19 protein-coding genes, 1 tRNA gene and 1 pseudogene are annotated in these 21,305 nt (G+C 42.5%); 12 read left to right on the top strand and 9 right to left on the bottom strand.

Annotation, left to right across the window (positions count from 1 at the left end; translation table 11 throughout):
- Positions 1–129: 129 nt before the first annotated feature.
- From HYG89_RS10465 to HYG89_RS10455, 3 genes and pseudogenes are all read right to left on the bottom strand, one after another.
- Positions 130–291: pseudogene (locus tag HYG89_RS10465) on the bottom strand (type II toxin-antitoxin system HipA family toxin); the annotation flags it as partial.
- A complete protein-coding gene (locus tag HYG89_RS10460) occupies positions 288–605 on the bottom strand; it encodes a helix-turn-helix domain-containing protein (protein WP_178867391.1) in 318 nt (105 codons plus the stop codon). The pseudogene HYG89_RS10465 and the gene HYG89_RS10460, both read right to left, overlap by 4 nt.
- A gap of 349 nt (positions 606–954) precedes the next feature.
- Positions 955–1,030: transfer RNA gene (locus HYG89_RS10455), tRNA-Gly, on the bottom strand.
- 233 nt (positions 1,031–1,263) lie between these two features.
- Here HYG89_RS10455 and HYG89_RS10450 point away from each other — a divergent pair.
- From HYG89_RS10450 to HYG89_RS10430, 5 genes are all read left to right on the top strand, one after another.
- Positions 1,264–1,575 (top strand): BolA family transcriptional regulator, encoded by a 312-nt coding sequence (locus HYG89_RS10450; RefSeq protein ID WP_178867390.1) that lies wholly within the window; start codon positions 1,264–1,266, stop codon positions 1,573–1,575.
- Positions 1,576–1,588: 13 nt separating this feature from the next.
- Positions 1,589–1,981 carry a SirB2 family protein gene (locus HYG89_RS10445; protein ID WP_004970245.1) on the top strand — a complete coding sequence of 131 codons (393 nt, stop codon included), beginning with the start codon at positions 1,589–1,591 and terminating at the stop codon, positions 1,979–1,981.
- 189 nt (positions 1,982–2,170) lie between these two features.
- Entirely contained in the window at positions 2,171–3,007 is an 837-nt protein-coding gene (locus tag HYG89_RS10440) for a ParA family protein (RefSeq protein ID WP_070155018.1), read from the top strand.
- Positions 3,008–3,020: 13 nt separating this feature from the next.
- A complete protein-coding gene (locus tag HYG89_RS10435; RefSeq protein ID WP_004970241.1) occupies positions 3,021–3,416 on the top strand; it encodes a hypothetical protein in 396 nt (131 codons plus the stop codon).
- 241 nt (positions 3,417–3,657) lie between these two features.
- On the top strand, positions 3,658–4,248 hold the full coding sequence (locus HYG89_RS10430) for a LysE family translocator (RefSeq protein WP_004970239.1): 591 nt from the start codon (positions 3,658–3,660) through the stop codon (positions 4,246–4,248).
- Between the two features lie 98 nt (positions 4,249–4,346).
- Here HYG89_RS10430 and HYG89_RS10425 read toward each other — a convergent pair whose 3' ends face one another.
- Entirely contained in the window at positions 4,347–4,982 is a 636-nt protein-coding gene (locus HYG89_RS10425; RefSeq protein ID WP_096902210.1) for a DedA family protein, read from the bottom strand.
- A gap of 231 nt (positions 4,983–5,213) precedes the next feature.
- On the opposite strand from HYG89_RS10425, the gene HYG89_RS10420 reads away from it, so the two are divergent.
- Positions 5,214–5,636: a DoxX family protein gene (locus HYG89_RS10420; protein ID WP_178867389.1), complete on the top strand. Its 423-nt coding sequence runs from the start codon at positions 5,214–5,216 to the stop codon at positions 5,634–5,636.
- 223 nt (positions 5,637–5,859) lie between these two features.
- Complete coding sequence (gene guaA / locus HYG89_RS10415; protein ID WP_104852860.1) at positions 5,860–7,428, top strand: glutamine-hydrolyzing GMP synthase; 1,569 nt, start codon at positions 5,860–5,862, stop codon at positions 7,426–7,428.
- A 232-nt stretch (positions 7,429–7,660) separates the two neighbouring features.
- Here guaA and HYG89_RS10410 read toward each other — a convergent pair whose 3' ends face one another.
- A complete protein-coding gene (locus tag HYG89_RS10410; RefSeq protein WP_178867388.1) occupies positions 7,661–8,953 on the bottom strand; it encodes a GGDEF domain-containing protein in 1,293 nt (430 codons plus the stop codon).
- 246 nt (positions 8,954–9,199) lie between these two features.
- Here HYG89_RS10410 and HYG89_RS10405 point away from each other — a divergent pair, with 246 nt between their 5' ends.
- From HYG89_RS10405 to HYG89_RS10395, 3 genes are all read left to right on the top strand, one after another.
- On the top strand, positions 9,200–10,147 hold the full coding sequence (locus tag HYG89_RS10405) for a pirin family protein (RefSeq protein ID WP_178867387.1): 948 nt from the start codon (positions 9,200–9,202) through the stop codon (positions 10,145–10,147).
- 32 nt (positions 10,148–10,179) lie between these two features.
- Entirely contained in the window at positions 10,180–10,578 is a 399-nt protein-coding gene (locus tag HYG89_RS10400) for an OsmC family protein (protein WP_168418959.1), read from the top strand.
- A gap of 121 nt (positions 10,579–10,699) precedes the next feature.
- On the top strand, positions 10,700–11,353 hold the full coding sequence (locus HYG89_RS10395) for a glutathione S-transferase family protein (RefSeq protein ID WP_178867386.1): 654 nt from the start codon (positions 10,700–10,702) through the stop codon (positions 11,351–11,353).
- A gap of 95 nt (positions 11,354–11,448) precedes the next feature.
- Here the strand turns inward: HYG89_RS10395 and HYG89_RS10390 are convergent, their stop codons facing one another.
- Together HYG89_RS10390 and argS are read right to left on the bottom strand one after the other, a co-directional pair.
- Positions 11,449–12,057 (bottom strand): SPOR domain-containing protein, encoded by a 609-nt coding sequence (locus HYG89_RS10390; protein ID WP_004970222.1) that lies wholly within the window; start codon positions 12,055–12,057, stop codon positions 11,449–11,451.
- Between the two features lie 34 nt (positions 12,058–12,091).
- Positions 12,092–13,882, bottom strand: a complete 1,791-nt coding sequence (gene argS / locus HYG89_RS10385) for an arginine--tRNA ligase (protein ID WP_178867385.1) — start codon at positions 13,880–13,882, stop codon at positions 12,092–12,094.
- 195 nt (positions 13,883–14,077) lie between these two features.
- Here argS and HYG89_RS10380 point away from each other — a divergent pair, with 195 nt between their 5' ends.
- Positions 14,078–14,359 carry a DUF2798 domain-containing protein gene (locus HYG89_RS10380; protein WP_004970219.1) on the top strand — a complete coding sequence of 94 codons (282 nt, stop codon included), beginning with the start codon at positions 14,078–14,080 and terminating at the stop codon, positions 14,357–14,359.
- Between the two features lie 170 nt (positions 14,360–14,529).
- Complete coding sequence (locus tag HYG89_RS10375; protein ID WP_178867383.1) at positions 14,530–16,230, top strand: NAD-dependent malic enzyme; 1,701 nt, start codon at positions 14,530–14,532, stop codon at positions 16,228–16,230.
- A 101-nt stretch (positions 16,231–16,331) separates the two neighbouring features.
- Here the strand turns inward: HYG89_RS10375 and HYG89_RS10370 are convergent, their stop codons facing one another.
- Positions 16,332–17,099 carry a hypothetical protein gene (locus HYG89_RS10370; protein WP_178867381.1) on the bottom strand — a complete coding sequence of 256 codons (768 nt, stop codon included), beginning with the start codon at positions 17,097–17,099 and terminating at the stop codon, positions 16,332–16,334.
- Between the two features lie 519 nt (positions 17,100–17,618).
- Entirely contained in the window at positions 17,619–21,110 is a 3,492-nt protein-coding gene (locus HYG89_RS10365; protein WP_178867379.1) for a PAS domain-containing hybrid sensor histidine kinase/response regulator, read from the bottom strand.
- Between the last annotated feature and the right edge of the window lie 195 nt (positions 21,111–21,305).

The raw sequence follows: 21,305 nt of genomic DNA, 5'->3' as shown, positions 1-21,305 counted from the left end.
AGTATTTGGATTGTCACTGCTTGCTCCAAAGTTAACATGTTGAGCAGTCCAAAATGACCGCTATATTAACCAAGGGGGTCAGTTTTTAAATGCCATTAGGGGGTCATTTTTACACTGCCGCTAACACGCTTGAGGATACAAGGGGGAAGTCAGCAGGCTCAAGGTCGGACGTTGCTGATTAAAGCGGAAAGAATCTGTAAAAACCAGAATATTTTTTCCGCTCTGAAATCCTGCCAAGTATCCAACGACAGCGTGATGTAATGTTAATTTCAGGACGGCAACAGTATTCATGGTTCCTCTCCTCCGAGAAGACCTTTCCATGGGTTAGTCATTAAGTCATCCTGATCTTCAATAGTGACTTTAATTTCATCATTCAATAATTGTCTAATCAAATGAACCTTATCATCAGGGATGAGCATCAGTTGAGCATTTAGTCCTGCCGCAATAATTTCTAAGGTATCTAATCGAGGATTGCCTTGACTTTCCAGTTTTTGGTACTGCTGTCTTGAAATGCCTGTACGTGATTGCATATCAACTTGCTTTAAACCCAATAGGGTTCGTCTTTTTTTGACTTGCTGTAGTAAAGACTTATTTAGTGTAGACATATTTATTGCTTTTTGGTGGTGTAAGAAGCATATTAGTTGCTTTTTTATTAAGAAGCAATGATAGAAATTATTAACAGGCTCCGCGGCATCAATATTTAGGATCTAGGCAAGCTGATCTTGTTTAACATAAGCCACTTAGTAGTAGCTAATACTATCTTTTGTTTTGGAGTTTTTTTTATCTTGTATGATTGATACTCTGGAGCATCATCTACACGGTTTTTTGTTCACAGTTTTGAAAGAGCACTTTTGTAAACTTACTTTTTTAAGTATAAAAATTTCTTATGAAGTAAAATATTGAATAAAACAACAATAAAAAAGCCTCAGTCATTCAACTGAGGCTTTTAGAATCTGGAGCGGGAAACGAGACTCGAACTCGCGACCCCAACCTTGGCAAGGTTGTGCTCTACCAACTGAGCTATTCCCGCATGCGGTGTATAATACATGATGCAAAAATAGGGTCAATCATTTTTTGCATATCGTTGTACTGACTGAATAAATAAACAACATTTTTAGAAAAAACAGCAGTCATCAGCCTAAATTTCATAACGAAAAGTGGTGCGAATCGTAAATCGAAGAATCCTCACGGCAAGATGCTGCGAATCACACAGAACACGTTATACTTCAGAGAGCTTTTAAAACCATTCGGGGAAATACAAGCATGAGCTTAGAACAACAGTTGCTACAACGCTTAGCCGTTTTCAATCCAAGCCATTTAGAGGTGGTGAACGAATCTGCAGGACATGGCGGTTATTTCCCGGGTAAAGAGTCGCATTTTAAAGTGGTGATGGTGAGTGAAGATTTTCAGGGGCTACGCGCCGTACAACGTCATCAAAAAATTTATGCTGCTGTGGGTGACTTACTCGCCCCAAGTAAAATTCATGCATTAGCAATTCATGCCTTTGTTGCATCTGAATGGCAGGGACAAGACACCAGCAGTCCAGAATGCGCCCACGCACCAAAAAAATCGTAATGGATTGAAATAAATGGAAAATTTAGGAATGCTGAATACCATTCACGTTGCTGCAGCGGCTTTATTATTTTTGGTGCTGTTTGTACGTGCCATGACTTTGTTTAAGGGCACACAAAATAACTCGCCTAATCCTAAAGCGTGGACAGTCTTTGTGGCATTGCAACATTCAGCACTGACGTTGATTGTAGTGACAGGTGTCATTGCTTTGTTTTTAAAAGACTTTCAAGTCGAAACATGGTTTTATGCCAAAATTATTTTATTTTTGGTGATGCTGTCATCTTTAATCAAAGCGTATAAAAAAGATGACAGTATTTTGTTGATTCAACGCCGTGTTGGTTGGGGCTTAGCCTTAGTCGCATTTTTTGCCATTTTAGGTTTGGTGATGTTAAAGCCAAGCTTTGGCTAAGTCAGCAGATCTTATTGTGGATGTTGCTCGTGGGTGTGAACTCACGAGCATTGAATGTATGTAAATATTGGCAAAAGATTGGCTGCATATTTGAGCACTGGTGAATTGTTAGACATAATTCGGCAAGAATATTTACAGCTCAGTTAAACTGAAGTGATGTCACAACAAAAATTGAAAAGAGGGGCGGCAATGCGCACACGTGTGGTGTTTAATCAGAAAGGTGGTGTTGGAAAATCCAGTATTACCGTCAATTTGGCTGCAATCAGTGCGCATCAGGGTTTAAAAACATTGGTGATTGACCTCGACCCGCAAGCCAACTCCAGCCAATATTTGTTGGGTGATGATGCTACTTATTCTGCCGACAAGCCTGCGCTTGAGCCCAACATCGAAAATTATTTTGAAGAAGTGTTGGGTGCAAACCAATCCAAAGGTTTACTGGGCAATGCTTTGGGCTCAATTTTAAAAAACCGCAGCAAAGGTTTAGAAGCTTATGTGCATCAATCGCCATTTAAAAATTTGGATGTGATTCCTGCGAGTCCGCAATTGGGCGGCTTGGCACATGCACTTGAATCGAAACATAAAATTTATAAGCTGCGCGATGCCTTGCAACAATTGTCCGATCAATATGACCGCGTGTTTATTGATACCCCGCCTGCATTTAACTTTTTTACCTTATCGGCATTAATTGCTGCAGATCGGGTGCTCATTCCATTTGACTGCGATGTCTTTTCTAAACGCGCTTTGCAAAGCCTGATTGAAAATGTGTTGGAAACTCAGGATGACCACAATGCAAACTTGCAAATTGAAGGCATTGTGGTGAATCAATATCAAGCACAGGCCAAGTTACCGCGTGAAGTGGTGCAGCAACTTAAAGATGAAGGTTTACCTGTTTTGAATAGCATGTTGCCGCCTTCGGTGTTGATGAAAGAATCACATCATAAAAATTTGCCATTAATTCATTTGGCAACAGATCATAAATTGACGCAGGCCTATCAATCATTGTTCAATGAAATTGAGCAAGCGTGATACAGAGGTAGACATGAAAACATTTGCAATTGGTCTTGTCGCGGCAAGTAGTTTATTGCTAGGGGCTTGTGCGACCACAGTGAAACCTAGCTATGTGTCGCCTACACATTATCAGGCTTTGAATTGCCAACAATTACAAAGCGAATATAACCGTATTCAGCAATATATTGAAAGCGGTGTTGAAGCACCGAAACGTACAGGTGTTGGTGTGGGTATCGGTTTAGGCGGTGGTTGGGGCAGCCGTGGCGGTTGGGGCGTTGCACCGAGTGTTTCTGTCAATATGGGACAGTCATCCAATACCAAAAGAACAGAATTGGCACGTCTTTTAGGTGAGCAAGAAGCCATTGTGCAAGCAGCAAAATTTAAAGCTTGCCCGATTATTGTTAAGCCCAAACCTGTAACATCTTAAATTTTAGGATTTGCGAATATTTTTTCTATGGTGCTGCCATTTGTGCAGCACCATTGCTTAAAAAATGTAGCAAGATAATTCAAGGTTGATCTCAATCTAATATTTTAAAAACAAAAACTTAATTTTATTTTCTGTTCTATTTACACCCTTGGGTCAGTCCTGCCAGATAGAAAAACTTGTCATTTTCAATGGCTTTCATATAAGGTGTGCTCCTATTTTTGATTTGCATGCTCTGGTGTTTATGATTGAAAGTTGGCTCTTTGTCCTAGCAATGATTGCGGTCTTGATGATTCCTGGCCCGACCAATGCGCTATTGGCAAGCTCAGCCCACCAACAAGGCATTGCCAAAACCAGTCTGCTGATTCCCGCAGAGTTTTTTGGTTATATGTATGCCATTAGTCTGTGGGCGTTATTCATTCATTTGAGTGCGCCAATTTGGCCTTATTTAATTGATATACTGCATGTTTTAAGCGCAGGCTATGTGTTTTGGATGGCTTTTCATTTATGGAAGCAGTCACATTTAGAGCAACATTGTCAAAAACACTCTGCCATTCGCCCTGCACAATTATTTTTTTCGACTTTTAAAAACCCAAAAGCCTTGTTATTTGCTGCAGGTATTTTTCCTACAGAAACGTGGGATAACCCGACCAACTTTGCCATGGTCTATGTCTTATTTGGTCTGATTTTATTGCCAACAGCGTTATTTTGGATGTCTTTTGGGCGAGCAGTTTTGGCGCGAGAAACCAATAAAGTGACGGCAGATTTGTTATATAAAGGCTCGGCTTTGCTGTTGGTGGTGTGTATGCTGCCAGTGGTAGCACGTTTTTTCTAAAGATTTAGAGATTTTTGGTGAGTTGAGCACTCATCTCACCTATTTTGAATGGATAAGGGCAGCACTGTTCAACAGGCATGCCCAAAGAATTTCACAACTTAAGCAGTTTTTTTCTTGAGTTTTTGGCGAATAAAACCAATCACTCCAGGCAAGACACTTAAAATAATAATGCCGAAAATTAAATGGGTGAAATTGTCTTTCACTATTGGCATATTGCCAAACAAATAACCGAGTGTAATAAACGACGCGATCCAGCAAAAAGCGCCAATCACGTTATAGGTCAGGAAGTATTTATAATTCATGCTGCCTGCACCCGCCACAAAGGGCGCAAAGGTACGCGCAAAAGGCACAAAACGCGCAAAAATAATGGTTTTTCCGCCGTGTCGCTCAAAAAACTTCTGGGTTTCGATCAAATGTTTTTTATTGATAAAACGTGATTCCAGTTCAAAAACCCGTGGACCAATATATTTACCAATGTGGTAATTCAGGGTGTCACCGAGTACCGCAGCAGTAAACAATAAAATACCCAAAATCCACGGATCCATCACTCCTGTCGATGCAGCCAATGCGCCTGCCGCGAACAGTAAACTATCGCCAGGTAAAAACGGCATGACCACCAAGCCCGTTTCTACAAAAATAATCAGGAATAAAATAGCGTAAATCCATACCCCATATTGGGTGATGAATTCGAGCAAATGTTCATCGACGTGTAATATAAAATCAATCAGTTCCATGGGAAAAAACAAGCGAAAGTGTGCTCAAATCCTAGCAGTCCACAGGCGGAAAGTCAGTATGAAAAGGTAAATAATTTTCACAGTGATTTTAGGGATGCTAGACCAGCCACATCGGTTCTTTTTCGTTGCATAGATGCAACAACATGTCTTTTAAATGCGTATTTATCCTGAATTTTGAAAAAACTAAGATGTATTTGTCTTCAAGAATGAATCAAAAATATAGGTGATCTGATGTTTAATCCAAATGTTGTGTTAAAAAGTGTGGTCGAAAAAGCAAGTGTGCAAGCCATTGTAAGTTTATTTGCACGTGCTTTTTTAGCGTATTTATTTATTGTATCTGGTTGGGGAAAAATTGCAGGCTATGATGCAACAGTGGGCTATATGCAAGCTATGGGTGTTTCAGGTTCATTGCTACCTTTGGTGATTTTGCTAGAACTTGGTGGTGGTTTGGCAATTCTATTCGGTTTACAAGCACGTGTCGTGGGTTTGGGTTTAGGTGTTTTTAGTCTTTTAACTGCATTTTTATTCCATGCTGCACCAGAAGATGCGCTGAATTTTATGAAAAATATTGGTTTGGCTGGCGGTTTCTTCTACATCATGCTTTACAGTGCAGGCAAAATAAGTCTAGACCATCTTTTGGAAGCAAAAAAGTAAGTCATTGATTTCCACATCAGCTCAACAATTTAAGCAATCTTCAAGAAGGTTGCTTTTTTTATGCCATAGAAAATGCATAGTCTTTTAAAACTTAGAGTATGTGGTCACTGCAATATCACGAAGAAAAATAGCCATTTTTAGGATTGTCTGAATAGTGTGCGCAAGGCGTGGAAAAATGCTAGAATAGCGCGCTTAATTCGTTTGCCTTTCATAGTTGTTTGTCATGACTACCAATACTCAAATTACTGAAGATCGTATCCTGATTCTGGATTTCGGTTCGCAATATAGTCAGCTTATCGCGCGTCGTGTGCGTGAAGCGGGCGTATATTCTGAAATGTATGCCTACGATATGTCGGAAGAAGACATTCGTGCATTTAATCCAAACGGTATTATCTTATCGGGTGGACCTGAAAGTGTTCACCAAGCGGGTAGTCCACGCGCACCTGAAATTGTATTTAACTTAGGCGTACCTGTACTGGGTATCTGCTATGGTTTACAAACCATGTCAGAACAACTGGGCGGTAAAGTTGAAGCGGGTTCAGTACATGAGTTCGGTTATGCCGAAGTCGATATTTTGGTACGTGACAAACTGATTGGTAACTTGCAAGACCGTGAAAACCAATTGCACGTTTGGATGAGCCATGGCGATAAAGTGGCACGTATTCCAGAAGGCTTCCAAATTACTGCAAGCACGCCAAGCTGCCCAGTGGCAATGATTTCTGATGAAACTCGCCGTTTCTATGGGATTCAGTTCCACCCAGAAGTGACACACACTGCAAAAGGTGCAGAGTTATTGTCTAACTTCGTCCATCAAATTTGTGGATGTCGCGGTTTATGGACACCAGAACACATCATCGATCTGCGCGTAGAGCAATTACGTCAGCAAATTGGCGATGAAAAAGTATTGCTTGGTTTGTCGGGCGGTGTGGATTCTTCTGTGGTTGCGGCATTGTTGCATAAAGCCATTGGCGATCAATTAACGTGTGTATTTGTAGACAATGGTTTGTTGCGCTTGAACGAAGGCGATCAAGTGATGCAAATGTTTGCAGAAAACATGGGGATTCGCGTGATTCGTGCCGATGCAGAACAACGCTTCTTGAGCGCGTTGGCAGGTGAAGTTGATCCTGAGAAAAAACGTAAAATCATTGGTCGTGAATTTATTGAAGTCTTTGCCGAAGAAGCGCGTAAATTAGATGGCGTGAAATTCTTGGCACAAGGTACGATTTACCCAGACGTGATTGAATCTGCAGCCAGCAAACAAGGCAAGGCACACGTGATTAAATCACACCACAACGTGGGTGGTTTACCAGAAGATTTAGCCTTTGAATTGGTTGAACCTTTACGTGATTTATTCAAGGATGAAGTGCGTAAACTCGGCACGACTTTAGGCTTGCCACACAGCATGATTTACCGTCATCCATTCCCAGGTCCAGGTTTGGGCGTGCGTATTTTGGGTGAAGTGAAAAAAGAATATGCTGACATTTTACGTTTAGCCGATGACATTTTCATGCAGGAATTGCGTGCAAGTGGTTGGTATGACAAAACGGCACAAGCGTTTGCGGTATTCCAACCTGTGAAATCTGTTGGTGTAGTCGGTGATGGTCGTCGTTATGCATGGGTAATTGCACTTCGTGCTGTAGAAACAGTGGACTTTATGACAGCACGTTTCGCACATTTACCGTACGATTTAGTCGACAAAATCTCTACCCGCATCATGAATGAAATTGCAGACGTTTCACGTGTCACTTACGACGTATCGTCTAAACCACCTGCAACAATTGAATGGGAGTAATTCAGGGATTTCACGAAGCACTGCTTCGTGCCTGAATTACGCCAAGCGCTATGCGCGCGGCAGTCGGGGTTTCAAGCAGCACTGCTGCTTGCCAGTTTTACGCCATGAGCCTATTTTAAAACACCGCTATTTAAAATGGGCGCAAGATGCGCGCAGCAGCTAGGGTTTTTTAAACATACTCTAGCCAAAAACCCAAAAAATGAGCACGTAATGTGCTCATTTTTTTATATCTTTAGATCATCCAAGATTTAACTTCTTTTTTTAAAATCGGTTCGGGTGGCTCAGACATTCCCACATCATAACTGATCACGCAGTTACGTCCGCTTTGTTTGGCTTGGTATAAGGCCAAATCGGCTTCTTTAATTAGGGTCTGTAAGTCGGTTTGTTGTGGTTTTAAACTGGATACTCCAATGGAGACAGTGAAATTAAAACATTTTTTATCAATGCACATTTCATGCTGAGCAATTTTTTGTCTTAAGCGTTCTGAAATCATCAGTGCTTCATCTAAGCTGGTTTCACTAAGCAGAGCGATAAACTCTTCACCGCCAAAGCGTGCCAAAATATCTTTACGACGCATTTCTTTACGGGCAATTTCAGCAATATTTTGCAACACCCGATCTCCAATATCATGCCCATAGGTATCATTAATTTGTTTAAAGAAATCTACATCCAACATCAATAAACAGATCGAATTCGATTTAGGCCATTCGTGAATTTTATGTTCCGCCATGTGCACAAATTGCCGACGGTTATTCAGTTGGGTCAGTTCATCGGTATGGGCTAAGGCTTGTAGGGTATGGAAATTCCAGTCATCCAGCAAACTGCGCAAAAAGTGGTGGCGTGCATTGAGGGTATTGCTCCAGCTAATATACAAACTGAGTAGCCACATGGGGATATAGACCACCATAAAAATGAGTGCATCTTGTAGGGTTGTTAAGGAGATGGCACTTAAAAAAATCAGCACACTCATGAGCAATGAGTTATACAGAGCAGGTCGGAAACGTACCTGAATACACAGATTAGCCATCACCACAAAAATAACTGAAGCGTAAAGATAATAGCCGACCCACGGACTGTGTGATTGCGACAAAATATAAAACCAGACACCGCAGCACAGTGTGGCGCTGACCGGTAAAATTAAATCTAGCAGGCGAATATCTTTGATCAATTTAAAGCAGAAATAATTGCCAATCAGCGCCAATACAACAGCACTGAGACGGAGTGTGGCCGAGAGTGTAGTGACATCTGGAATGATGAAATAATCGATAAAGAAATACAGCAGGAACGTCATTTGCCCAATGTAATTGACTTGGCGTAAATAACGACGCTGATGTAAATTCTGGTGTTGATAAAAATGTGTTTCAAATTGCGGTGGAAGTTGCGCAGCAGGGTGCTGCAATGCTTTTTCAATTGCTTGTCGGTTTTCAAGATCACACTCAGTTGTTTTTAAAAGTTTTTCTGAGGCTTCCTGATTGCTTAAAATCTTCGAACGGGTCTGTTCCCCCATTCGAGCTTTTACAGACATAGCGATATTTACTCAAATTGACAACTTATAGTTAGGATTATGCGCAAAATGCAGAAAAAATAACCTCCCTAAATTTGGGTATTTTCTCTATTTTTTTTAAATTTTGGTCAAGATTATGCCATATATTTTAAGGTGTAGTTCAAGTTTGGACCATAAAAATCAGAACAACAAATTTCATCTTGCTCTTCGTTAGTGATTTAGCGTATTTAATAGTCAAGGAGTTTACAGAAATATAAGAGGTATAGGATGAGCAACAGCAATTATACCGAGCTTTCCAATTCAGACGATTGTGATAAGTACGTCAAGCAATTTATACAGGAATTTCCACTGCGTAGTGCTGAAATTGGGCAGGGAACTTTAATTAAACGTGCTTTACCGAGTCGGCATAAACGCATGATTGGGGCATGGTGTTTTCTAGATCACGCAGGTCCTGTTAATTTTCCACAAGGTGAAGGCTTAGATGTCGGGCCGCATCCACATATTGGTTTGCAAACATTCACCTGGATGATTGAAGGCAGCATTATGCATACCGACAGTTTGGGTACTAAGCAATTGATTCGTCCCAAACAGGTTAATTTAATGACTGCAGGTTATGGTATTTCACATACCGAAGTTGCTCCTGACACCGAAACACACATGCATACAGCGCAATTGTGGATTGCTTTACCTGATGATCAGCGCAATATGGCGCCACGTTTTGATCATTACCCTGACTTGCCTGTGGTGCAGCAAGATGGAGTGGAATTTACCATCTTAGTAGGTGAGTTTTTAAATACCACTTCGCCAGTATTGGTACATAGTAAGTTGCTAGGGGTAGATATTTATAGTGAAACCAGCACGACAACCCGTTTGCCGCTGAATCCTAAATTTGAATATGGTTTGATGATGCTGGAAGGCACAGCCACTGTGCATGGGCATGAATTAAACGATGAAAATATGCTGGTGCTTGAACCGGGCTTAACCGAAATTCAGCTAGATTTACATGCGGGTGCGCGTCTGTTGCTATTGGGCGGTTTACCTTTTGAGTCGCCAATTTTGTTGTGGTGGAATCTCGTCGGTCGTACCCAAGAGGAACTCAGCATTGCACGTGAGCAATGGGTCAATCATGATCCTCGTTTTGGCACAATACCAGACTACGATAGACCACGTTTAGAAGCGCCGACTTTCCCCGCAAAAATGCGTGCATCAAAATAAATGATGGAATATCAATCTATAGGGAGCATCTTATGGCCAAGATTGGCACAGCACAGGTACGCAGTTTAGACACGGCATGGCAAGGTCAGATCCAAAGTGGTCAGCACCAATGGAAGGTAGATGAGCCTGAAAAGTTAGGTGGTCAAGATGCAGGTCCTGCACCTTATGATCTGTTATGTAGCAGTTTGGTCGCTTGCACCATGATTACCTTGCGTATGTATGCACAGCATAAGGGTTTGGATTTTGGCAAAATTCAGGTCGAGGCGGACTTCTTTACCAATCAGGAAGGGCAGGAGTGGATTGAACGCCGTGTGCAAACTGAAGTGGTATTGGATGTAGAATTACAGCAAAAAGTACTGAATATCTGTCAAAAAACACCAGTGACGAAAACCTTGTTACGCAGTGTGGAAATTCGAACTGAATTGGGTTAAACCTAGAGTTGAATCTGTCTCTTATAAAAAGGCATGCAGGACATGCCTTTTTATAATGTTGCGTGAAACAGAAGATATAACAATCACTTAAAACAGATGCAATAAACAAAATAGGACGTTTATGATTACTTTACACCACCTTGATCAATCCCGCTCTTTCCGTATTTTGTGGGCGCTCGAAGAGCTGGGTTTGAACTATGAAATCAAGTTTTACCACCGTCAGCCCAATTTTAGTGCGCCCAATGAATTAAAGCTGATTCACCCATTGGGTAAAGCGCCAATTTTAACTGATGCAGAGCAGACCATCGCAGAATCTGCAGTAATTTTGGAATACTTGCAGCAGCAATATGATTTGCAAGCGCAGTTTAAACCGCAGCAGACTTCAGCACAGCAAGCCTATCAATACTGGATGCATTATGCCGAAGGTTCATTAATGCCATTGTTAGTGATGCAGTTGGTATTGACCAAAGTGCCACAGCAAGTGCCATGGTTAGTTCGACCAGTGGCAAACAAAATTAGTGCAGGTATTAAAGCAGGATTTATTCAGTCTCGTTTAAAAGATCATATTGCTTATTTGGAAGATTATTTGGCCAAACATGATTATTTTGCAGGGGATTTTTCTTTTGCCGATATTCAAATGGGTTTCCCGCTCCAAGCATTGCAAAGCCTTACCGGGCATCATTATCCACAGATTGCGGCTTATTTGGCACGCGTGGAACAGCGTCCTGCATTTCAGCGTGCACGCGAACGTGAGCAGCAGTTAATGCAAATCTAGCGATGATTTTTGTGAGTACATCGTTCTATAGACCTAAAAAAAGATGCCGAGGCATCTTTTTTTAATTGATTTTGGTCGATTGATAACAATGAGGCTTAGCGTTTCACGACAATTGAATCAATTCCACTATGCTGCAAAGTTTGCTGAGCAATCACTGCAGCATCGGCTGAATCATAAGGGCCTGAAATCACCCGATACCAAGTTTCACCACCTTCTACACTTTTCACTACATCTGCCGATAAACCATTCAAAATAATTTCGGCACGACGTGCATCTGCAGCATCTGGGTCGGTATAGCTACGCACTTGTAGAATATAGCTGGCTTGTACCACAGGGGCAGGCATTTCTGTCAGACCAACATTGGCTTCGCTGGCCGCTGGCGCCTCTACAGCAGCAGGCGCTTCAACAATGACTACGGTATTCTGTTGCTGTGTTTCAGGCACCGCTTGCTCAGGAATTGGGGTAACCTGTTGCTGTGGCAGCAAATCATAAAAACGATAGTCTTTGTTGGTATCTTCCTGATAATGCTCAGAATTGATTTGCCCTTTAGGCTGTACAGGTGCCCACGGTTTCCATAGCATTAAGGCTACAGCAAAACACAACACGATTAAAATCACCACGAGTGTGCCTAACCACGTTGGAATTAGTGGTTTTTTGGGCTTATTCGGTCGTTCAGATACACCGCGTTGCGTTTTTCCAAACACGTGGACTTCCTCTTGTTATGCTTTTATTTGGCTTTTACATTGTTTCTGGTGCAGAGACACCTAATAATTCTAAACCATTACGCAAGACTTGTTGTACGTTTACTGAAAGCAATAAGCGTGCTTGAGTCAAGGCTGCATCATCATTCAGAACTTTATGCTCATTGTACCAACCGTGGAACAATGCTGCTAATTCTTTCAAATAGTTACCTACCTGATGCGGTTCGTGGCTGTTGGCAGCACGTACTAAAATTTCAGGATACGCAGCCAGTTTGGCTAAAATTTCAGTTTCAGCATCTAGCTCAAGTTTAGCGGCAAACTGACGTGCAGTCGTCGCATCAAAATTCAATTGCGTAGCAGCAGCTTTTTCGAGCATACGACAAATACGTGCATGTGCATATTGAATATAGTAGACCGCATTGTCTTTACTTTGTGAAACGGCCAAATCTAGGTCAAAGTCAATGTGCTGTTCAGATTTGCGCATGACATAATAGAAACGCGCAGCATCGTTGCCGACTTCTTTACGCAAATCACGCAAGGTTACGTACTGACCTGAACGGGATGACATTTGTACCATTTCACCGCCACGCCATAAGCTCACGAACTGCACTAATAGTACCGTTAATTTTTTCGAGTCGTAGCCTAGTGCATCAATGGCCGCTTTCACACGTGAAATATAACCATGGTGATCTGAACCCCAAATATCAATTAGGTCTGTGTAGCCACGTTGTAATTTATTCAGGTGATAAGCAATGTCTGAAGCAAAGTAAGTGGTTTGACCATTACGACGTTTCACCACACGGTCTTTTTCATCGCCAAATGCGGTCGATTTAAACCAGATATTGCCGTCTTGTTCGTATAGATAACCACGTTGATCTAGTTTTTGCAGAGCTTCATCAATTTTTTCAGTCAATGACGCTTCGCTAAACCATTGGTTAAAGGTGACACCAAACTCGCCCAAGTCATCTTTAATGTCGGCCAAAATAGCATTTAGCGCAGCTTGATGGAACACGCGATAATCGTCGCCCAAGAGCGTTTGTGAATTGGAAATTAAACCATCAATGTGTTTTTCTTTGTCGCCCGACAAGACTACTTTGTTGCCATCAGCATCGAGCTCTGCCGCATATTGCACATCTTCAGGCACATTGTTATATACATCTGCAACAGGGCGTACATGGCGTTCACCATCCTGTTTTAAAATGCTTTGTGCGATGTCTTTAACGTAGTCGCCTTGATACGCATTTTTTGGGAACACCAGCGTTTGACCTGCCAGTTCCAAATAACGCAAGTAAGTTGAGGTTGCCAAAATATCCATTTGACGGCCAGCATCATTGACATAGTATTCACGGTCAACTTTGGCACCTGTGGCTTCAAGTAAATTGGCAACTGTCATACCATAAGCCGCACCACGACCATGACCCACGTGCAGGCTTGAGGTTGGGTTGGCAGAAACGAACTCGACCTGAATGCGTTTTTCTGCATTGATTTGGCTGCGTCCAAATTGTTGTTTTTGTGCTTGAATTTGGTCTAAAACGCTAAAACGCTGGTCGGCATTTAAAAAGAAGTTAATAAAACCAGGACCTGCAATCTCTGCTTTGCTGATGTCTGCAACTTCAGGCAAAGCAGCAAGAATTTTTTCGGCTAAATCGCGTGGCTTCATGCCTGCAGCTTTAGAGGCAATCATGGCAATATTTGATGCGAAATCACCGTGGCTGCGGTCTTTGGTACGGGTTAAATTACTCGTATTGTTCCAGTCAGATGGGAGTACACCTTCAGCTTGAAGGGATTGCACTGCATGATCGAGCGCTGCTTGTATTGCCGTATTCATATTTAGTCGAAAAATAGATGTGCAGAAAAACGCTAAATATAGCAAATTTCAGGGGCTTTAGGGGAGTGCAATTGTATGCTTTATCGAATTTCAGAGATTGTAGCTAAGCATGAACAAATTGCCTGAAAAATCATCCTTTAAGCAAGCAATTCATGGCATAGTATGCGGCATTCAGTGAGGCGAAAAGGCTGGAGCATGAAACAACGTGCAATGATTTTTGGCAATGTACCCAAATTACCCATGAAATGGGCCACGGTGGTAATGCCTTTCTTTTTATCATGTTTGATGAGTGGCATCATTTCGTTGATTAATATGATCCGAAATTTGGGCTGGATTGAGGGATTTTTTACCCTGTGGTTGCATAACTGGATGATTTCTTGGGCGTTTGCTTTTCCAGTCGTATTATGTGTGCTGCCTTTGGTGCGTAAGTTCACTGGCTTAATTGTAGATATGACGCCACTGCAACCACCCAAATAAATTAGGTTCGATGCCTATATAACATGGGCTATCAGAAATAAAAATCATTCAGATTTGGTTATCAAACTTCTAAATGCCCTATTTGCTGCAATTCGGGCTAAGCTAGTCAGATGTCAGATGGTGCATCTCAATCCATGCGCCATCAGCAACCGATTAGAATGAGATGAACAATGACAACCGCAAATTTGCAGCAGAAACGTCCTTTATATATTCCCTATGCGGGCAACGGCCTTTTAGAATTGCCTTTATTAAATAAAGGTTCTGCATTTTCAGAAGAAGAACGCACCCGTTTTAACTTGCATGGCTTAATTCCACATGCAATTGAAAATATTGAAGAACAAAGCCAGCGTTCGTATCAGCAATATTCTGCTTTTAGCGATGCCATCAACAAGCATATTTATTTGCGCAACATTCAGGACACCAATGAAACCCTGTTTTATCACCTGATTGAACAGCATTTGAGTGAAATGATGCCTATTATTTACACCCCAACTGTAGGCGAGGCATGTCAGCGTTTTTCCGATATTTACCGCCGTCATCGGGGTATTTTTATTTCCTATCCAGACCGTGCCCATATTGATGATATTGTACAAAACATCAATAAAAAGAATGTCAAAGTGATTGTGATTACCGATGGTGAGCGTATTTTAGGCTTGGGTGATCAGGGCATTGGCGGCATGGGTATTCCAATTGGGAAACTATCTTTATATACAGCGTGTGGTGGTATTAGCCCTGCCTATACCTTGCCGATTACCTTAGATGTCGGCACCAATAACCCACAATTACTGAATGATCCGATCTATATGGGCTGGAATCAGCCACGTATTAGTGGTGAGGAATATTATCAATTTGTCGATCAGGTGATTGATGCGGTGAAACGCCGTTGGCCAAAGGCATTGATTCAGTTTGAAGATTTTGCTCAGAAAAATGCCATGCCCTTGCTGAATAAATATCGTGATCAGATTTGCTGTTTTAATGATGATATTCAGGGCACAGCTGCCGTATCTGTGGGCAGTTTAATTGCTGCATCACGTGCGGCAGGCAAGCAGCTGAAAGATCAAACCATTGCCTTTTTGGGCGCGGGTTCTGCAGGATGTGGTATTGCCGAGCAAATTGTGGCGCAAATGGTGGTGGAAGGCTTGAGCGATGCTGAAGCACGTGCCCGTGTGTATATGGTGGATCGTTTTGGTTTATTCACCAGCAATCAGCCAAACTTACTCGATTTCCAACGTAAATTGGCACAAAGTCCTGACCGTGTTGCACATTGGGGTAATCCTGAGGGTGTGATTTCTCTGTTGGACGTCATTCAAAACGCCAAACCAACCGTATTGATTGGGGTTTCGGGGCAACCGGGTTTATTTACTGAAGAGGTAATTAAAACCTTGGCTGCCAATTGCGAGCGTCCAATTGTGTTGCCATTGTCAAATCCAACCTCACAAGTTGAAGCATTTCCTGCCGATATTTTGGAGTGGACTGAAGGCAAGGCCTTAATTGCAACAGGTAGCCCGTTTGAGCCAGTGAACTATCAGGGCAAACTTTATAATATTTCCCAATGCAATAACTCGTATATTTTCCCAGGTATAGGCTTAGGAGTAATCGCTGCAGGGGCTACACGTGTGACAGACAGTATGCTGATTGCGTCAAGTAATGCGCTGGCGGACTGCTCACCATTGTTGCAGGATCCAAACGCAGATTTATTGCCTGATTTAAATGAAATTCAGCAGGTGTCTAAATTTATTGCATTTAGAGTCGCAAAAGCAGCAATGGATGCAGGGGTTGCACCTCTCATGAGTGATGAGGCTTTACGAGAGGCAATTGAAGCAAACTTTTGGAAGCCTGCTTACCGTGACTATAAGCGAGTGACTTTTTAAGGCAGGTTATGCAATTTTACTGTCTTAATTGGCAGATAGATAGACCAACAAAGCGTGCCATTGGCACGCTTTGTTTTTTTAAATGTAATGTCCAATAAACCTTAGGCAATATAATTCTGTTTCGGATTTAAATCGGCACAATTTAATGGATTTAAGGCACATTGTAATTCATCAATTTGTTGCTGGCTGACATAGCCTTGGCCAATTAAGTATTTGGCCACGCGGTCATCTCTCAGGCTTAAAAAAGCCGCATCATAGACGCCTAAATCGACAAATAGCGCTGCGGTTTCGAGACTGTTAAAACGGTCTAAATACACGTCATTGCCATATAACAGAAAAATATGTTCGGCAGGGGCATGTGCATTAATATTCAAGCGTTCTGCCAATTCAAAGGGTGGGGTTTTAATAAACAGTAAATCGGACAGCTCATCAAATTGAGAGGTATCGAGCTGTGCTGTATCGGTTTTGACTTTACCCAACCATGCTTTAAAGACCAGAACGGCACCACCGCGCAATAACATACTCCAAATATGTTGGCGGGTAGGTTCATCGAGGCCTTGAGCTTCTTGCTCCAAAAGGCTGAGTAATTGTTGTTCCTGATCTGCGAGTTTCTCGAACAGACCTAAACCTTGAGGTTTATAAGCTGCTGGACTAAATACATCAAAGTTTAACTCTTCAAAAACCTGCAAGGCTAAGGGCACTGCACTTTGGTAAATGGTTTCCAAAGCTTGGAGATGGGTGGAACTGAGTTTGCTATTGGGGAACAGCTGATTCCATTGAATTTCGGGTAAGAGCGCATTGACGCCGTATTGACGATGCAGTTGCTGAGATTGTTCGGCAAGCTGCTGTTCATATTCAGCTAAATTCATGACATCACTTCCTAAAACGAGAAGAAGGGTTGATCAATCGCAGTATTTATATAGGTTACACCAGCCTATTGATCATTTCTTGTACTTAGTTATGCGCGCATGAAGTGTTTTAAGCATATGCGACTAAAGTCTAATATTTTGGCGATAAGAGCAAAAAATAACGACAAACTCAGGGCTTAGACAAATTGTAAAATTTATTGAGCATATTCACTTACCATCTTGTCAGACTTTGCCATAGCGAATCTGACCATGATATTTAATGTGAATTGTAGCGCATCAAAAGGCAGTGTTTTTGAAAAGTTTGGTCAATTGGTGTGCTGCATCAGGTCAATCGCTGTCAATATTGACAGCAAATGTGTTGGATTTTCATTGTAGCCATATTTCGCTATGTAAAGTGAAGCTTGGTCATCAGACTAACAAATGTAACCAAACCAGAAAATGTAACAAGGTCGGTGCGTTCATCTCAGCTTTATCTCTGTGGGATGAGCGCCCCAAATTAGCCAAAGTTAGGTATGTGAATCAAGTCTCCGAAATTTTCAGTCCAGATAACCAAGAACGCAGCGATGCTGGTTTTAATGGTTTTTTCAGCAACACAATATTCAGCTCTTTTAAGCGCTGCGGCAATTCTGGGTCGGAGTCTGCTGTAATTAATGCCACAGGGACATCTTCCTGACGATGTTCCAGAATAAAATCTAAACCAATTTTATCGTCATTTAAGTGTTGATCGACCAACCAAACCTGAATGTGTTCACGCTGAATCAGGTCAATGGCTTGTTCAGGTTCAGTGGCTTTAAAGACGTGATAGCCCCATTTGCTGAGCAGGGTCGCCATGCCTTCCAAAATGGTCTCATCATTATCCAGACATAAAATTTTGTAGGCTTTGGTTTTCATTGGCACCACTTGCACAGGCGCTGCCACCACTTTTGGTGCTTCTACGATTGGCACTTCAATCATAAAGCAAGAGCCTTTGCCCAGTTCAGAATAGACATGCACAGGGTAGTTCAGCAGGCTGGTCATACGTTGTACAATCGCCAAGCCTAAGCCTAGACCTTGTTCACCCCAAGGTGAAGTATGTCCACAACGTTCAAACTCCTGAAACAGTTTAATGCGCTGTTCTTCGGCAATGCCTGGCCCTGTGTCCCAAACCCCAATCCGAATATGCTGTGGATGCTCAGCAGAACGCAGTACTCCTACCACAACACGCCCTTTGGCGGTATAGCGCAGGGCATTGCTGACAAAGTTTTGGATAATACGACGAATCCATTGTGGGTCGGTATCAATCCAGAACTGCACATCATGCACACGGAATTCAATGCCACGTTGTGCTGCAATCGATTTAAATTGCAGGCTTAAATCACTGAGTAAATCATGCAGTGGATAAGCCTGACGTTTTGGCTGAATGGTACCGCCCTCTAAACGGGCAATATCCAGCAAGGCGGAAAGCATACTTTCTGCACCATGCAGGGCACGATCTAGCTGCTGCAGGGTTTTACGGTCTTCATCCGACTGAATGGTTTGCTCTAAAGCCGTACTAAACAAACGTGCCGCATGCATCGGTTGTAATAAGTCATGGCTGGCTGCGGCAATAAAGCGGCTTTTGGACATATTGGCTTTGTCGGCTTGTTCACGAGCCAATTGTTGTTCGGACAAGGCATCGGCCAATTGTTGGGTACGATCCTGCACCCGTGCTTCAAGCACAGCTTCATTTTCACGGAAGGCAGTAATATCGGCAAAGGTGGTTACAAAACCACCGCCTTCAATTGGGTTGCCGCGCATTTGAATGACACGACCATCTTTACGGATGCGCTCAAACTCATGCGCACTGCCCATTTTCATCCAATGAATACGTTTACGCACATGTTCTTCAATTGAACCTGGACCACATTCGCCACGTTCGGCATTGTAGCGAATCAAATCGGCAATTGGGCAGCCAACATAGACAATATCTTTAGGATAATCAAATAGTTTGAGATATTGATTATTCCATGCCACCAAGCACATATTTTCATCTACCACACTCACCCCTTGGGTCATGTGGTCAATCATGGTCATGATCAGATTTTGGTTGAAGCGTTGCCATTGTGAGGCTTGGTCAAGAATATTCGCAACTTGCCCTAAAGCGAGTCCGTTATTGACCATGGCAGTGGTGAGCAAAGTACGCGCAGATGCTGCACCAATGGTGCCTGCCAAATATTGTTCGGTAAAACGCCACCACATGCCGTTGGCGTTGGCGTTTTCATTCAGCACCACATTATTTTGCTGACTAAACTGTTCAAAGGCTTGTCGGGTTGGAGATTCACCTGTAATGCGTTTTGCCAGTGTGATTAAATCTCCTACTTTTAAACGTGCTACATCTTGATGTGAATAGCTGACCTCGTTGCTGATGTTCTGGGTTGGCAGAGGCTTGGTTTCATAATAAAAGAAACTTTCGGCTTGAATTTGTTCTGCCACACTTGGGCGAAAAATACGTGACACCCAAATGTATAACAAAATATTTAAACCAAGCGCCCAAACGACTCCGTGTGTGAGCGGTGCAAAAGATTCAAAGCCAAACAAGGCTTCAGGGCGTAACCAGTTGATGCCCAAAGGCCCAAGTAGTAAAAATTCACGGGTAAACTCGCTGAACTGACTTGGCAGGCTGCGTAAAATGGTCGGAAGCAGCAGGGTATAGGCCCACATCGTAAAACCGACAATTAAGCCCGCATAAACGCCCTGCTTACTACCACCGCGCCAATACAAACCACCAATTAGGGCAGGGGAGAACTGCGCCACTGCACTAAAGGCCAATAAGCCAAACACAGAAAGCTGATCAATATCGTTAAAGAAGTTGAAGAACAGGAAGCCAAGCAGCATTACCACTAAAATACAAATGCGTCGGGTGAATTTCAGCACCAAAGGCAAACGCTTGTCATGGCGTGAGAAAATGCCCAAGCGCCACAAGGCAGGCATGATCAGGTCATTACTCAACATGATTGACAACGCAACAGAAGACACCAACAGCATACCTGTAGACGCTGAGAAACCGCCCAAGAATGCCAACAGAGTCAGCCAGTCTTGGTTATAGCTAAGCGGTAAAGACAATACTGCTACATCAGGGATGGCTAAATATTGTGGCGCTGCGTGCAAGGCCCAACTGGCAATGGGAACAATAGCGATGGTGGTTAAAATCAGATAAACGGCAAACCAGCGACGTGCACCCCGAATATGCTTTTCATCACGCAATTCAACCACAGCTACGTGGAACTGACGTGGCAAACAAATAATGGCTAATGCCGCCAATAAGGTTTGTATCCAGAAGGTTTCAGGCACACCAAATAGCTGGACTTCATGAAAGGTGATTGAAACATCATTGGCAATTTGATGAATATTGCCGGGTGCTTCAAAAACAAAAAAGAACGCCACAGCAAGTAAAGCAAACAGTTTCACAAACGATTCAAAGGCCACTGCCAGCATTAAACCGCCGTGCTGCTCCGTATTGGCAATTTGTCGGGTACCAAACAGCATAGCTAAAATTGCCAATAAACCTGTCAGGAACAACACCGCATTGGTGGTACTTTCTACATTGGTGCTTTGATCGAGAATGACGGCAGCACTCAGCGCAATGGCACGTAACTGCAAGGCCAAATAAGGAATAATTGCAATCACTGCCAAAATTGTGACCAGTGATGCCAGAGGTCCACTTTTCCCATAACGTGCGGCAACAAAGTCAGCAATGGATGAAATGGCGTGGTGTTGTCGCACTCGACCTAAACGTCGCCAAATATCATAACCAACAGCGACAAACAGCAAAGGCCCTAAATAAATGGGTAAAAAAATGATCCCTTCACGAACGGCTGCGCCCGTTGCACCATAAAAAGTCCATGATGAACAGTACACCCCTAAAGTTAAGCTGAACATGAGCATGCGCCCACGTGTGCTTAAACGACTGGCGTGTTTTTCCCCATAGAAAGCACAGATAAAAAGTAATGCGATATAGAGGGCTAAAACCCCCATAATGAGCCAGCTGTTCATGATGCCTTAAAAGTATCGACAATAGGGCTATGATAGCCTATTCCATTGCCTTTGCGCTGAGGTTGATCATTTTTTTAGCGACCAAAGGGCTTTGTTGCACAAAGATTTCATAACTATATGATTTTAAAAGTTTTGATTATTTTTTGATCCAAAATTAAATTTATTTAAATCAGATGCTTACATATTTATGCAACA

Origin of the sequence: Acinetobacter sp. SwsAc5, from assembly GCF_013391485.1 — a bacterium.
GTDB lineage: Bacteria > Pseudomonadota > Gammaproteobacteria > Pseudomonadales > Moraxellaceae > Acinetobacter > Acinetobacter towneri.
Note: the sequence above shows the minus strand (reverse complement) of the source record. Positions and strands in the feature narration are given on the sequence as shown.